This is a genomic window from Centipeda felix (assembly GCF_900186465.1).
GTDB classification, from domain to species: Bacteria; Bacillota; Negativicutes; order Selenomonadales; family Selenomonadaceae; genus Centipeda; species Centipeda felix.
In genome coordinates this window covers 342,827-357,072 of sequence record NZ_LT891959.1, presented here as the reverse complement: position 1 = coordinate 357,072, position 14,246 = coordinate 342,827, and the positions used below count along the sequence as shown (strand labels likewise).

Below are 14,246 nucleotides of genomic sequence, written 5' to 3'. Positions count from 1 at the left end.
AAATTCAGTGATTCAACAAATAGCGGGGCTAAGATGCTCCATATTGTCTGTTTTTACAAAGGGGGATTTTTATGAGTCAGCAAGGCGGAGGAGCACAGGAGGCCATGCAGAAGTTTGGCCGCTTCCTGTCCGGCATGGTGATGCCGAACATCGGCGCATTTATCGCATGGGGGTTCTTAACGGCACTCTTTATTCCGACGGGATGGATGCCAAACGAGTATCTGGCACAGGTCGGCGGCCCGATGAGCAAGTGGCTTATCCCACTGCTGATCGGCTACAGCGGCGGTGCAGCGGTCTATGGACACCGTGGCGGCGTCATGGCAGCGATTGCCACATCGGGCATCATCGCGGGCTCGGAGATTCCGATGTTCCTCGGCGCCATGATTATGGGACCTCTGGGCGGCTATCTGATCAAGAAGTTTGACAATGCCGTGCGTGACAGCATCCCGGGCGGATTCGAGATGCTCGTCAACAACTTCTCGCTCGGCATCTTCGGCGGTATCCTCGCAATGATCGCCTTTGCTGTAGTCGGCCCAGTGGTCAGCGGCGCAAACAACATCCTGCGCAGCGGCGTGGAGGCGATTGTCGCGGCAGGACTTCTGCCGCTGGCATCCATCATCATTGAGCCCGCAAAGGTGCTCTTCCTCAACAATGCACTGAATCATGGCGTGCTCAGCCCGCTCGGCATTCAGCAGGCACAGGAATACGGCAAGTCCATGTTCTTCCTGCTCGAGGCGAACCCCGGGCCCGGCTTTGGTATTCTGCTTGCCTACTGGATGTTCGGCAAGGGCATGGCTAAGTCGTCCTCGCCGGGAGCCATGATTATCCACGTACTCGGCGGTATTCACGAGATCTACTTCCCGTACATCCTCATGAAGCCGATCCTCATCATCGCCGCGATCGCAGGTGGTATGTCCGGCGTCTTTACGCTTGGCCTCCTCGGCGGCGGCCTGATTGCTCCATCCTCACCGGGATCGATCTTCGCGATTATAGCGATGACTCCGAACACCTCGGCACTCGTTGCAAATCTTTCGGCATTTGCTGTAGCGACGGCGGTGTCCTGCGCGGTTGCTTCTGTCTTTATCAAGATGTCGAAGGACGTCGAAGATGAATCGCTCGAGTCGGCGCGTGAGGATATGGCAGAGCGCAAGAATCGCGGCAAGGAGCTGCCCGCAGAGAAGAAGGTTGCGGGCAAGGATCTGAAGGTCATCGTCTACGCCTGCGATGCGGGCATGGGCTCGTCAGCACTCGGTGCGGCAGCACTGCGCAAGAAACTCAAGAAGGACGGCTATAAGGATATCTCTGTGACGAACTGCGCCATCGGTGCAATCCCGCAGGAAGCACAGCTGGTCATCTCGCATGAAAAACTCGCAGAGCGTGCCCTTGCGGATTCGCCGCAGGCAGAGCATATCTGGGTGCGCGACTTTACGCAGAACAACGTCTATGAGATCGTTACGGCTCGCCTGAAAGAGGCGGCAGTGGAGACCTCTGCACCGGCCTCCGACGCACGGGAAGAGACAGCAGAGACGGTGAGCGCAGATGTTCTGCGTCAGGAAAACGTGAAGATCGGACTCCCGTCGGTCAGCCGCGAGGAAGCAATCACGGCGGCAGGCAAGATGCTCGTTGCGAGCGGCTACGTCGATGAGGGCTATGTACAGGGCATGCTCAACCGCGAGCATGATCTTTCCACCTACATCGGCAAGGGCATTGCCATCCCGCACGGAGAAAACGCAGTCAAGGATACGATCAAGAAGACGGGCATCGTCGTCTGTCAGTATCCCGACGGTGTGAAGTTCGGCGATGAGACGGCATATCTCGTGATCGGCATCGCGGGCGTCGGCAACGATCATCTTGCGATCCTTGCCAATATCGCAACGATGGTCGGCGACTACACGGACGAGCAGCTCGAGCAGCTCTTCAAGACGAAGAGTGCCGATGAACTCTATCACGTCTTTACGAAAGCGGATTGAAAGGACATGACCATGAAACAGGCAATCCATTTCGGCGGCGGCAACATTGGCCGCGGCTTTATCGGGGAACTGCTCGTGCGCTCGGGCTATGAGGTCACCTTCGTCGATGTGGCGGATGCACTGGTGGATGAGATCAATGCGCGCCGCTCTTACGACATCGAGGTGGTCGGCGATACGCCGAAAAAAATCCATGTCGAGCACGTCAAGGCGATCAACAGCAACAAAGATCTTGAGGCACTGCTCGATGCGTTCGTCACAGCGGACATTGTCACCACGGCGATCGGGCCGAATATCCTGAAATTCATTGCGCCGAACATTGCCAAGGGGATTGTGCGGCGCCTTGAAAAGACGGATGCACCGCTGAACATCATCGCGTGTGAGAATATGGTCGGCGGCTCGACGGTGCTGAAGAACTTTGTCTATGAGCATCTCGCTGACGATATCAAGGAGAAAGCCGCGCGCTGCATCGGATTCCCTGACGCGGCGGTTGACCGCATCGTGCCGATCCAGCACAACGAGGACCCGCTGCTTGTCAAGGTTGAGCCGTTCTGTGAATGGGACGTCGACCGCACGGGTGTCGTCGGCGACGAGCCGCAGATCGAGGGGCTGACGTGGGTCGATAACCTCGAAGCCTACATTGAGCGTAAGTTGTTCTCCGTCAATACGGGACACGCCTCCATTGCCTACATGGCATACCTCAACGGGATTGAGGACATTGCATCGGCGATGAAGAACGAGGAGATCGTCGCGTTCGTCCGCCGCGTCTGGGCAGAGACGAGTGAACTCCTGATCGAGAAATACGGCTTTGACCGTGAAGCGCATACGAAATACATCCATACGGCAGAGGAGCGGTTCAAGAATCCGCATCTCTCCGATGCTGTGACGCGCGTTGCACGCGGGCCGAAGCGCAAGCTCGGCGCGAAGGACCGCCTCGTCTCGCCCGCCAATCAGCTCGTCGCACGCGGGAAAAAACCCGAGGCGCTTGCGACGGTCATCGCCGCCGCCCTCCATTTCGACTACGCGGAGGATCCTGAGGCAGTCGAGGTGCAGACGTATCTCAAGGAGCACGGCTTCGAGAAAGCACTCACGTACTTCACGGAGATTCCGGCGGGCTCAGAGCTGTTCAAGCTCGTCGCAGAGAAGAATGCAGCGCTGAAAAAGTAAATTCCAAGGAGGGGCTGTTGCATGAAGTTGCAAACTTCGTGCAACATCCCCTCCTTTGTGCCCCTTCCACCGCTTGCGCGGTCCCCCTTGCTGACCTGTCCAAGAAGCAAGTCCACAGGACGAAGCTGATTGGGTAACAGGACGTATGGGAAAACGTCCCAAGAACACGAGCGACAGCGATGTGTGATTGGCTGACGTTGACCGCTCCCCGTGATAACGGGGAAGGCTTAGGATAACGGCATATTAGGATGGGGGGATATGCAACACCCCCTTTCTCATAGGGATGACGGTACAATCGACGTATCGTCATCCTTTTTTATATCCTGATTCCTGTGTTATAATGAAAGAAGTACTTCTTTTGTGATAGGGAGGATTTACATGAATTACCGTAAATTAGGGAATCTCACGGTCTCATCCGTTGGGCTTGGCTGTATGGGGATGAGCCAGAGCTATGGTGCGCCCGCCGACAAGAAGGAGATGCGTGAGCTGATCGCCGCCGCTGTGGATATGGGCATCACGTTCTTTGACACGGCGGAGGTATACGGTACGCCCGATGATCCACATGACAACGAGCGGTTGGTCGGCGCAGCCCTTGCGCCATATCGGGATAAGGTCGTCCTCGCGACGAAGTTCGGGATCCATTTCGATATGAGACTGCTGAAAGAGGGCAAAAGCCCCATCGTCCCCGACGCACGCCCTGCGGTGATCCGCGCATCGGTGGATGCCTCTCTGCAGCGGCTTGGGACAGATCACATCGATCTCTTCTATCAGCATCGCGTCGATCCAAAGATTCCTGCTGAGGAGGTCGCGGGTGTGATGGCAGAGCTGATAAAGGAAGGAAAAATTCTTCACTGGGGGATCTCGGAGGCCTCGGAGGAGGATATTCGCCGTGCGTACGCCGTTTGTCCACTGACTGCCGTGCAGAATCGTTACTCCATGATGGCGCGCACGCATGAGCGGATTTTCCCCGTTCTCGAGGAACTGGGAATCGGCTTTGTCGCGTTTTCGCCCTTTGCCAACGGCGTGCTGACCGGTGCGTATGACAGGACGTCGGCCTTTGCAGAGGGGGATATGCGTGCGCGTATGCCCCAGTTCAGCGCAGCGGCGATGGCGGAGAACGCAGAGCTTCTCGCTCTCCTGCGTACGCTCGCGGAGGAAAAGGAGGCGACGAGCGGACAGATTGCGCTCGCGTGGATGCTCTGTAAAAAGCCATACATTGTGCCGATCCCAGGAACGCGCAAGCGTGCGCGGCTGACGGAGAATGCAGGAGCCGCCGATATCCTGCTTTCGACAGGAGAGGTCGCCGCCATTGATGCGGAGCTTGACGGGATGCCAATGTCTGCCGTCTTTGGAGAAATTCGTATGAAAAAGCAAGGAGGTGTAAGGAAGATCACATAGGCGTGATAAATATTATATATCGTTAAAAATGAGGAGAAGTATTCGGAACGTGACGAGAAGCGTTCGGATACTTCTTTTTCTTCAATAATCACGCGATATGAAGTGAATTCATTTTTGAAATAGTCTACACACATAAAAATATTTTATACAAAAAAAGTATTTCATATTCTATTCAGATACGTGTTAAAATAAATCAAAGTTATGGAAGGAATGAATATGGTTGAAATCTCCTTTAATCAAGTCAGTCACAGCTTCGGATCCCATGAAATTCTGCGGCAGCTGACATGTTCCTTTCATGGCGGCGTCATTACCTCCGTTGCAGGGGGGAACGGGAGCGGCAAATCGACGCTGCTCCGTCTCGCCGGTCGTCTGATCCTTCCAACGAAAGGGAAGATTGAGACGACACTGGATGGCAAGTCGATCTGTGGAGCGGACTATCGCCGCATTCTCGCGATGGCGACACCCGAGATGGAGCTATATACCCGCCTTTCCGTACGTGAGAATCTGACCTTCTTTCTCTCCGCACGCGGGATCTGCCCAGCGGATGGATTGCTGGAGGGACTCTTGGAGCGTGTGGGACTGCCGTCCGAGGTGCTGCCGCGCATGGCGGGGGAACTCTCGACGGGCATGCGTCAGCGTGTACGACTCGCCGTTCTCCTCGGAGCAGACGCACCCATCTGGCTCCTCGACGAGCCGGGACTTGCCCTCGATGTGCACGGACGGGAACTGCTCACTGCGGAGGCGCGGCATGCAGCTGAGCGCGGACGCCTCATCCTGTGGGCGACGAATGAACCGGAGGAAAGGAAGGCGGCGGATGCGTGCATCGATCTTACCGATAGTTCTGCACGTTGCTGCTAAGGAACTGCGTGACGGCGTACGCCACCGTGCGGGCTATGTCACGATGGGGATGTTCGCACTCACGGTGATCGCGTTCATGAGTATGTCGCTTGCGTGGGGGACGATGGATGTCCGTCTTGCCGCAGCGCTGTTCTGGATTGTCCTGTTCTTTGCAGCGACGCTGCAGGGAGAACGGCTTTTTGCCGAGGAGGAGGCCGCGGGAACACTGCTTTTCCTTCGGATCTATGTTCCGGCACAGGCCGTGCTCTTCGGCAAGATGGCAGCGCATCTCGTCACACTCATCGTGCTTGCTGTCATTACCTTGCCTCTTGTGATCATTTTGATGGATGCACCGCTTGTCCTCAATGCCGTTTTTCTCGGGACACTGCTTCTGGGACTTTGGGGCATGGCGGCGGCGGATACGCTCCTCGCGGCGGTCGCCGCAGGGGCAAGCGTACGCGGTGGGCTCGTTCCCGTGCTCCTGCTTCCGTCGATGCTGCCGATTCTCCTGCCTGCGATCTCTCTCTCGGCGGGTGGAGGAGAGCCGGTACTCCTTGGCGGTATCGCACTCTACGATATGATGCTCACGGTGGGGGCATCGATGCTGTTTGATTCTCTCTGGATCGAGAGTTAGATAGGAGTCTTAATGCTTGTCGGAGTGATTGCCGTGCTGACACTCGCATCGCTCGGTGCTGTGTTCTTCATCGTTCCGCCCGCCGAAGGGCTGGGGAACTATGTGCGCATCGCATTCTTTCACATTCCAACGGCATGGGTCGCCGTCGTCGCATTTTTTGGTGCTGCCTACTGGGGCGCACGCTATCTGAAGACACGGGAGCTGCGCTATGACGCAAAGAGCGCCCGCTCTGCTATCCTCGGTCTGATCTTCACCCTCATGGCGACGGTGAGCGGAGCGGTTTTCTCTAAGCTGACATGGGGTGCCTACTGGAACTGGGATCCCCGGCAGACGACGATCTTCGTCCTCCTGCTGATCTACGCCGCATACGTGACACTGCGCATGACGATGCGGGACGAACGTGCCCGCGCATCCTCCTCTGCCGTGTATGCGCTCTTCTCCTTTATCGCTGTTCCTTTTCTGGTCTTTATCCTGCCGCGGATGTTCTTCTCTCTCCATCCATCACCCGTCCTCAATGAGACAGGACGCATCGACATGGATGCAGTGATGCTCGGGACACTCGTGCTTTCATTGATTGATATGACACTGATCTACATTTGGCTGATGAAACGGGGGGAACCCAATGCGTAAATATTTTTTCCTCATTCTGATTCTGGGATTTATCGGCTATGCCGGCTACTTCTTTGCCGACTCGGTCACGCCGTACGTCAGTGTAGCAGATGCGCGCGCCGCACAGCGCAATGTGCAGGTCAAGGGCATCCCCGACGACACGGTTGCCCCGCACATGGAGGACGGACATTTTGTCTTTTCCATCGCCGATGAGGAGACGGGAGAGACGATGCTCGTACGATATAAGGGCGCCAAGCCGGATACGTTCGACGACGCATATCACGTTGTCGCCATCGGAAAATATACGGGCGATGCCTTTGCAGCGGATAAGCTGCTCATCAAATGCCCGTCCAAATATGAGGAAGAAAAAGGAAAGGCTCGCGCATGATCGGTACGGTACTCTTAGGTTTTGTTCTTCTCTTTGCACTCAGTGCAGTGTTCTTTGATGCCAAGGGCAGTGATTGCGGCAGCCGCATCTCTGCCATCCTCGCAGGACTTGCTGCCGTCGGTGCGTCAGCTGTTCTCTTTGCCGTTATCCTGTCCAATGATTTCAGCTACTCGTATGTGGCGAGCTACTCCTCCATCGATCTCCCGCTGATCTACAAGATCTCGGCATTCTGGGCAGGGCAGCAGGGCTCGTTCCTCCTCTGGCTCCTCATTCACGCACTTGTTGGTACGTATATGGTCTGCACCAACCGTCTGACGGCGACGGGGCGGATCATCTATCATCTCCTGACGGCGATGCTCGTCATTCTCGTATTCATCAAGAGTCCCTTTACCCCCGCCGAGCATATCATGCCCGACGGGTACGGGATGAACCCGCTGCTGCAGGATCCGTGGATGGCCGTGCATCCGCCGATCATCTTTATCGGCTATGCGCTCCTCGCCGTTCCCTTTGTATACTCGCTTGAGAGTATGATGCGCAGCCCCGCAGACGGAAACTTTCTCGCACCGATGCGCCGCTGGACGCTCATCGCGTGGTCGTTTCTCGGCGCAGGCATCTTTATCGGCGGCTACTGGGCATACAAGGTGCTCGGCTGGGGTGGCTACTGGGGCTGGGATCCCGTGGAGAACTCCTCGCTCGTACCGTGGCTGCTCTCCTGTATTCTGCTCCATCTGATCGCCGTTGCACGTACGCGGCGCGGCGCATTCTATCTCGTCCATCTCGCGGCGGTCTTCTCCTATGCGTTCGTTCTCTATGGGACGTTCCTGACCCGCAGCGGTATCCTCGGAGACTTCTCCGTACACTCCTTTGCGGGATCGGACATCGGCTTTTACATTGCCCTTGCGAATGGCATCATCCTGCTCTTTGGACTCATCGTCCTTGTGCGTCAGATGGATCGTCTTCCACAGGGGGCAGTCTACAGCGAGCACCGCAGCCGCAGCTTCCTCATTCTGCTCGGCATGCTGCTCCTCGTCTTCATCACGGTTCTTGTCTTCTTCGGTATGTCGATGCCGCTGATCTCGGGGCTCATGGGTGAGAGTGCGGCGGTGGATACGAGCTACTACGTGCGGACGACCCTGCCGATTGCCATTGTGCTTGCCCTTTTGATGGGGCTCGGCTCGCTCATGTCGTGGAACGGAACGATGGGGAAGCGTCCCTACTGGATCTTCGCTCTCACCGTTCTTGGCGGTGTTGCAGCGGGGGCGGTCGGCGTCACGGACATCCCCTCCGTCCTTCTGGCATCCTTTGCGCTCTTTGCGGCAGCAGCGGCTGCTGAGACCTATCGTCGGCATCAGATCGGTGTTGGCGGACTGCTGGCTCACGTCGGTACAGGCATGGCGCTTCTCGCCTTTATCCTCTCGGGCAGTGGCAGTCAGACGACCTCCGTTGATCTGACGCCGGATGTTCCGCAGGAGGTCTACGGACACACGGTGGTCTATCGCGGACAGGATTTTGCCGAAAATGGCAAGGAAAAGTCCTATCGCTACGAGGTGGACGGAACGCCCACCGAAGCAGTCACGAAACTGCGCGGGAGCGGCGAGGATGCAGCACGTGAGCCCGCGATTGCCAGAAGTCTCGCCGGAGATATCTACATCGCTCCAACGCCGACGACGGCAGAGCATGACGAGATGATCCTGCGGCGCGGCAGGACGGTTATGGGCATCAACGACTATGCCTACCGCTATGAGGGGGTATCCTTTGAACCGCAGGGCGGCGGAAAGACCCTCGTCACAGCGCAGATCGAGCTGACGGACGGAGAGGCAGTGGATACGGTCGAACCAACGATACTTGCCACCGATACGGGAGGGACATCCCGCCCGATCGATGTGATGGATGGAAAATTCCGCATACGCCTCACAGGTGTATCTGCGGATGAGCGTGATATACGGCTGGAGATTCTGCCCTCCTTGGCGGAGGAGATGGCGATGCCGGTGACGGCTTCCATCAGCACGAAGCCCGGTATATCGCTCCTGTGGCTCGCCTGTGTGCTCGTGACAATCGGCGGTCTCGTTGCGGCACGGCAGACGGTAAGTCCTGCCAAAGGGGGTGACGCGGAAGATCCGCTCGGTAAGAAATCATAGAAGGGAGGAAGGACACATGAATTTGAAGGAGTTCGTGCAGCAGAACACACTCCGCTGCGTCATCGGCGCATTTGTTCTGGGCATCATCGTCGTTGCGGGCGGTATGGTCATGGACAAGGCGTCGGCATCACCGAAATTCTGCGGAACCTGTCACGCCATGAAGCACGAAGCGGCGACACATGCCATGTCGACCCATGCGAATGTTGCCTGTGTGGAGTGCCATCTGCCGCACGAGAATGTCGCCATTTACTACATTGAAAAAGGGCAGACCGGTATGCACGATACGCTGCATCAGGTGCTGAACGACTACCCCGTGCACATCAAGATCTCGGATCATGGGCGGGATATCGTCAACAGCAACTGCCTGCGCTGTCACAGCTCGACAATGGGCAATGTATGCGTGGATAAGGGCAAGGACGGAAGTGCGACCTGCACGAAGTGTCACAGCCGGATTCCACATGGTTCCAATCCTTTAGAAGGGGGGATAAGAGTTGAGTAACAGAAAGAAAATCATTGCGGGTGTTGCCGGCGTCTGTGCCCTGTTCTTTGGATTCGTTGCCGTTCGTATCGGTGCGCAGCCGAATGACGACAGCGTAAAGCTGGTCGCCATCCAAGGCGGAACGGAAGCCAAGATCGGCAAAGAGGCGTATAAGGATGCCTATCCGCTCCAGTACAATTCCTTCATGAAAAACAATGAGGAAACCCCGTCGCCCACGGGCTACGGCGGCAGCATGGAGGGCAACAGTCATCTGGAGCACCAGCCCGAGATGCTCGAGAACTTCAAGGGCTACAAATTTGCCCTTCAGTATGACGATGACCGCGGGCATACGTATGCGGGCTACGATCTCCTGCATACGAAGAGGCTTCCGGGACAGAAGGGGAGTTGTCTACAGTGCAAGGGTTCGTATGTTTATGATGTGTACTTCAAAGAAGGTGGATGGGCGTATGCATCGAAGCCGTTTGATGAAGTTGCGGCTCCCATCACCGACGATGAGTGGTTTGGCTGCTCCACCTGCCACGATCCCGATACGATGCAGCTGCGCGTCTATCAGCAGGGCTTCGTCGAGGCAATGGCACGCCGTGGTGTTGACGTCAATGCCGCATCACATAATGATATGCGCGCCTATGTCTGTGCGCAGTGCCATACGGAGTACTACTTCACCGCTGAGGACGGACGTGTGAACCACCCGTACGACAACGGCCTTGATGCCGAGTCCGAGTACAAGTTCTATCAGACCGGACAGGCAGGCGGATTCAAGGGTGACTGGATGCATCCCGACTCCAAGACGATGATGCTCAAGGCGCAGCATCCGGAATTCGAGACGTGGGCGACGAGCGTTCATGCCGACGCCGGTGTTACCTGCGTGGACTGCCACATGCCCTATATGCGTGACGGAGGCAAGAAGTACACATCGCACTGGATGTCGAGTCCGCTGAAGTACACGAAGGAAGCATGTCTGAAGTGTCATGATGAGAGCGAGGAGACCCTCGTCGCCCGCGTCAAGACCATCCATGACAATACCTTTAAGGTTCAGCGCATCGCGGGACAGTCGGTCGCAAAGGCACATCTCGCGGTCAAGGCTGCGATGGATGCGGGCGTGCCCGACGCATCGCTCGAAGATGCACGTGCGAAGCTCCGCGAAGCACAGTGGTATTGGGATTGGGTCGCTGCCGAGAACGGCATGGGTTTCCACAACCCCGATAAGATCATGCGCACCCTCGGGCTCTCGATTGACCTGGCACATCAGGCGGTCGAGTCCGCACAGGCTGCACAGTATGGAATCAAGCCAATCTGATCGAAATAGACAGAGCGGAAAAAAGAATCGCCTCACACCGAGGCGATTCTTTTTTGATGGATCGATCAGAGCATGCCGCTCATCCAGATCAAACGAAGTCCGAGTCCGAACATGGCGAGCGCAAGAAGAACGAGGATGACCTTGGATTTTGTCTTTTTCGAGAGGGCGGCTCCGATCTGCGCACCGATGGCAGCACCGATGGAGATGCAGATGGCGGGCGTCCAGATGACATGACCGAGCCAGACATGGCTGATGACGCCGAAAGTCGCCGAGCAGGCGAGGACGAAATGCGAGGTCGCTGTTGCGACGTGGACGGGGAAGCCAAGCAGGTAGACCATGAGGGGGACGTGAATCACGCCGCCGCCGATGCCGAAGATGCTCGAGATAAATCCAACACCTGCGCTTGCTCCAACGCCCAGAGAACGGTTGAAGGTGAAGTCTGCGGGCAGGGTGTGCACATCCGCGTGCTTCTTATTCATGGCGTTCCAGTACATCATAAGAGCCATGAGCAGGAGGAACGAGCCATAGGATATGTAGAGCATCGGACCCGTGAAGTCGTCGACGATGTATGAGCCGAGAAACGCGCCGGGCAGTGTCGCAAGAGCAAAAGGGACTGCTGCGGCGAAGTAGACGCGTTTTTGACGGATGTAGGCAAATGTCCCCGAGAGCGCATTGGCGCAGACGATGACGAGCGATGTGCCCGTGATCTGAGCCGCCGTGTGAAAGTATGGATAGATTCCACCGTCCGACAGAAAGAAGATGAAGATCGGCACGCAGATCAGTCCGCCGCCGATGCCGACCAGCGTGCCGAACGTGCCCACGAAGAGCCCCAGCAGAAGGAATAGAAGAATATCAAGTCCCATAGAAACCCCTCCCCTATAAGTAGAAACACATACACAGTGTATTCTTGATTATAGCACATCGAAAGGATTAGACAAGAGAAGAGAGTTATGATATGATAATTGCCAAGAAGCCGATAATTCTTTGGGACTGATTTTAAGGGGCTTCTTTATCATTGTACGGAAGGAGGGCAGACATGGGGGGGGCCGGTGCACACCGGCATATCATGTATTTATTTTAGGAAGAAGTGACAAGCAATGGTTACATTTCTTGGCGCGCTCGCAACGCTTATCGTTGGATACCTCGTCTATGGAGCGATCGTCGATCGGGCATTCGGGCGTACGGGGGAGGTAGCGCCTGCGATTCGTTTGGAGGACGGTGTGGACTATATCCCGCTGCCGACGTGGAAGGTGTTCCTCATCCAGCTCCTCAATATTGCAGGACTTGGTCCAATTTTCGGTGCGCTTGCAGGAGCGCTCTGGGGACCCAGCGTCTACCTCTGGATCGTCTTCGGTACGATCTTTGCGGGCGGTGTGCATGACTATCTTTCGGGCATGATTTCGTTCCGTGAGGACGGCAAGAGCCTTTCGGAGATTGTCGGTAAGAATCTGGGGCATATCATGCTTCAGATCATGCGTATCTTTTCGATTGTCCTCCTTGTTCTCGTCGGTGTTGTATTCATGACGGGACCCGCGATGCTGCTTTCCAAGCTGACGGGGCAGGCGGTGCTCTTCTGGCTTGCGGTCGTCTTCATCTATTATACGCTGGCAACCCTGCTCCCGATTGACAAGATCATCGCTCGGTTCTACCCACTTTTCGGCATTTGCCTTATCGTCATGGCACTCGGCATCATGGGCGGAATGCTCTTCGGAGTCGGCGGACATACGATGCCCGAGATGACGCTGGAGAACCTGCATCCGCAGCACCTCCCGATTTGGCCGCTGCTCTTCATCACCGTTGCCTGCGGTGCGGTTTCGGGATTCCACGCGACGCAGTCGCCGATTATGTCACGGTGTCTGAAGGACGAGCGAATGGGACGCCCCGTGTTTTACGGTGCAATGGTCGCTGAGGGCATCATCGCGCTCTGCTGGGCGGCGGCAGGTGCGACGTTCTACGATGGTACACCGGGACTTGGCGCGGCACTCAAGGAGGCCGGCCCCGGCGGCGTTGTCTACGAGGTCTGCAACGGCTTCATGGGGGCAATCGGTGTCGGCGGAGTCAGCATCGGTGCTATTCTCGCGATGTTGGGTGTTATCGCCTGCCCGATCACCTCGGGGGACACGGCCTTTCGTTCGGCGCGTCTGACGCTTGCCGACTGGATGGATATTCCACAGAAGAAAGCATCGAAGCGTCTCGTGATCGCTGTTCCGATGCTCGCCATCGGCTTGATTCTTTCGCAGATGGACTTCTCCATCATCTGGCGTTACTTCTCGTGGGCAAACCAGACACTCGCGATGATTATGCTTTGGACGGGCACGGCATACCTCTACCTCAATAAACCGGGCTCATATGCATACGTGATTGCACTCGTGCCTGCGATCTTTATGTCGGCGGTGACGACAACATACCTCCTGCAGGCACCGGAGGGGTTTGGTCTGCCGACGAACATTACCTATCCGGCGGGCATCGGCTTCGCTATACTCTTTACGGCACTCTTCGTGCGTGCGTTCATTCTGCGCAAAAGAACGGTCTGACATGAAATATACCGCTGCACACGGCTTTTGAAGAAATACCGCGTGACAGCGGTTTTTTCTTGCAAATAGATGAAAAACTATGGTAAAATAGTCACGGGATTATTTACTCATAACGGATAAGGGAGGCATATTTACATGGAAAAGAGCACGGAGAAAGAGCCGAAGCTCGAAAAGCAGGCAGAGAAGCTGATTGAGAAGAAGGAAGCCGCTGCCGCAGAGGATGCGACGAAGGCGGAGAAGTTCCAAGCATTCCTCAAGGAGAATGACATCAATTTCTTTGAGTCGCAGGCACTTTCCGATGAGTTCCACACGACGATCTTCCGTTCGCGCATCGAGGCGAAGGGGCAGACCTTGCCGATGGCAATCTTCATCGACGACAGCATCTTTACGATTATCCGCACACAGGTTGCGACAGGCATCAACGAGAAGAATATCGACAGCATCAAGAGCCACCTCAATATGCTCAATGCGGAGTACAAGATGTTCAAGTATTATCTCCGCGAAGATGGCAATATCTATCTCGATATTTGTGTCCCGTTCGTCGATGAGACCTTTGACAGCCGTATGATTCAGACCCTCCTGCCGATTCTCGTGCAGCAGCTCGAGACTGTGTATGAGGATCTCATGGCAGTGGTCTGGGCAAAAAAATAAATTTCAGTCATGCTGACTCGATACGTTTCCCGCATTTCGGCTGTATTGTGATTCTGAGCGACACTATGAAGACTGCCGGTCTGGCAGTCTTTTTTTTGTGCCCGTGTTGATTTCCCGTCAAAATCCA

13 protein-coding genes are annotated in these 14,246 nt (G+C 56.0%); 12 read left to right on the top strand and 1 reads right to left on the bottom strand.

Going from position 1 to position 14,246, the window contains the following annotated elements:
- Positions 1 to 71 precede the first annotated feature (71 nt).
- From C1713_RS09055 to C1713_RS09010, 10 genes are all read left to right on the top strand, one after another.
- The gene (locus tag C1713_RS09055; RefSeq protein WP_102493706.1) at positions 72 to 1,970 is read left to right on the top strand and encodes a PTS mannitol transporter subunit IICBA; all 1,899 of its coding nucleotides are present in this window, start codon (positions 72 to 74) and stop codon (positions 1,968 to 1,970) included.
- Positions 1,971 to 1,982: 12 nt separating this feature from the next.
- Positions 1,983 to 3,134 (top strand): mannitol-1-phosphate 5-dehydrogenase, encoded by a 1,152-nt coding sequence (locus C1713_RS09050; protein WP_102493705.1) that lies wholly within the window; start codon positions 1,983 to 1,985, stop codon positions 3,132 to 3,134.
- Between the two features lie 378 nt (positions 3,135 to 3,512).
- Entirely contained in the window at positions 3,513 to 4,532 is a 1,020-nt protein-coding gene (locus C1713_RS09045) for an aldo/keto reductase (RefSeq protein ID WP_102493704.1), read from the top strand.
- Positions 4,533 to 4,748: 216 nt separating this feature from the next.
- The gene (locus tag C1713_RS09040; RefSeq protein WP_170950828.1) at positions 4,749 to 5,390 is read left to right on the top strand and encodes an ABC transporter ATP-binding protein; all 642 of its coding nucleotides are present in this window, start codon (positions 4,749 to 4,751) and stop codon (positions 5,388 to 5,390) included.
- The gene (locus tag C1713_RS09035; RefSeq protein WP_040572706.1) at positions 5,347 to 6,003 is read left to right on the top strand and encodes a heme exporter protein CcmB; all 657 of its coding nucleotides are present in this window, start codon (positions 5,347 to 5,349) and stop codon (positions 6,001 to 6,003) included. The genes C1713_RS09040 and C1713_RS09035 overlap by 44 nt, the downstream gene beginning before the upstream one ends.
- 12 nt (positions 6,004 to 6,015) lie before the next feature.
- Positions 6,016 to 6,633 (top strand): cytochrome c biogenesis protein CcsA, encoded by a 618-nt coding sequence (gene ccsA / locus C1713_RS09030; RefSeq protein WP_006691276.1) that lies wholly within the window; start codon positions 6,016 to 6,018, stop codon positions 6,631 to 6,633.
- A complete protein-coding gene (locus C1713_RS09025) occupies positions 6,626 to 7,000 on the top strand; it encodes a cytochrome c maturation protein CcmE domain-containing protein (RefSeq protein ID WP_006691275.1) in 375 nt (124 codons plus the stop codon). The genes ccsA (C1713_RS09030) and C1713_RS09025 overlap by 8 nt, the downstream gene beginning before the upstream one ends.
- Positions 6,997 to 9,138 carry a cytochrome c biogenesis protein CcsA gene (gene ccsA, locus C1713_RS09020; protein WP_006691274.1) on the top strand — a complete coding sequence of 714 codons (2,142 nt, stop codon included), beginning with the start codon at positions 6,997 to 6,999 and terminating at the stop codon, positions 9,136 to 9,138. The genes C1713_RS09025 and ccsA (C1713_RS09020) overlap by 4 nt, the downstream gene beginning before the upstream one ends.
- Before the next feature lie 16 nt (positions 9,139 to 9,154).
- Entirely contained in the window at positions 9,155 to 9,637 is a 483-nt protein-coding gene (locus C1713_RS09015) for a cytochrome c3 family protein (RefSeq protein WP_006691273.1), read from the top strand.
- Complete coding sequence (locus tag C1713_RS09010) at positions 9,630 to 10,934, top strand: ammonia-forming cytochrome c nitrite reductase subunit c552 (protein WP_006691272.1); 1,305 nt, start codon at positions 9,630 to 9,632, stop codon at positions 10,932 to 10,934. Before C1713_RS09015 ends, C1713_RS09010 begins: the two co-directional genes overlap by 8 nt.
- 65 nt (positions 10,935 to 10,999) lie before the next feature.
- Here C1713_RS09010 and C1713_RS09005 read toward each other — a convergent pair whose 3' ends face one another.
- Positions 11,000 to 11,797, bottom strand: a complete 798-nt coding sequence (locus C1713_RS09005; RefSeq protein ID WP_009442659.1) for a sulfite exporter TauE/SafE family protein — start codon at positions 11,795 to 11,797, stop codon at positions 11,000 to 11,002.
- Between the two features lie 234 nt (positions 11,798 to 12,031).
- Between C1713_RS09005 and C1713_RS09000 the strand changes: the two genes are divergently transcribed.
- Entirely contained in the window at positions 12,032 to 13,468 is a 1,437-nt protein-coding gene (locus tag C1713_RS09000) for a carbon starvation CstA family protein (RefSeq protein WP_102493702.1), read from the top strand.
- Positions 13,469 to 13,603: 135 nt separating this feature from the next.
- Positions 13,604 to 14,119 (top strand): hypothetical protein, encoded by a 516-nt coding sequence (locus tag C1713_RS08995; protein WP_102493701.1) that lies wholly within the window; start codon positions 13,604 to 13,606, stop codon positions 14,117 to 14,119.
- Positions 14,120 to 14,246 lie beyond the last annotated feature (127 nt).

Excerpts from the sequence above, each read along its gene's own strand:
- C1713_RS09055 (WP_102493706.1), top strand. The coding sequence starts at position 72 with ATGAGTCAGCAAGGCGGAGGAGCACAGGAGGCCATGCAGAAGTTTGGC.
- C1713_RS09050 (WP_102493705.1), top strand. The coding sequence starts at position 1,983 with ATGAAACAGGCAATCCATTTCGGCGGCGGCAACATTGGCCGCGGCTTT.
- C1713_RS09045 (WP_102493704.1), top strand. The coding sequence starts at position 3,513 with ATGAATTACCGTAAATTAGGGAATCTCACGGTCTCATCCGTTGGGCTT.
- C1713_RS09040 (WP_170950828.1), top strand. The coding sequence starts at position 4,749 with ATGGTTGAAATCTCCTTTAATCAAGTCAGTCACAGCTTCGGATCCCAT.
- C1713_RS09035 (WP_040572706.1), top strand. The coding sequence starts at position 5,347 with ATGCGTGCATCGATCTTACCGATAGTTCTGCACGTTGCTGCTAAGGAA.
- ccsA (WP_006691276.1), top strand. The coding sequence starts at position 6,016 with ATGCTTGTCGGAGTGATTGCCGTGCTGACACTCGCATCGCTCGGTGCT.
- C1713_RS09025 (WP_006691275.1), top strand. The coding sequence starts at position 6,626 with ATGCGTAAATATTTTTTCCTCATTCTGATTCTGGGATTTATCGGCTAT.
- ccsA (WP_006691274.1), top strand. The coding sequence starts at position 6,997 with ATGATCGGTACGGTACTCTTAGGTTTTGTTCTTCTCTTTGCACTCAGT.
- C1713_RS09015 (WP_006691273.1), top strand. The coding sequence starts at position 9,155 with ATGAATTTGAAGGAGTTCGTGCAGCAGAACACACTCCGCTGCGTCATC.
- C1713_RS09005 (WP_009442659.1), bottom strand. The coding sequence starts at position 11,797 with ATGGGACTTGATATTCTTCTATTCCTTCTGCTGGGGCTCTTCGTGGGC.
- C1713_RS09000 (WP_102493702.1), top strand. The coding sequence starts at position 12,032 with ATGGTTACATTTCTTGGCGCGCTCGCAACGCTTATCGTTGGATACCTC.
- C1713_RS08995 (WP_102493701.1), top strand. The coding sequence starts at position 13,604 with ATGGAAAAGAGCACGGAGAAAGAGCCGAAGCTCGAAAAGCAGGCAGAG.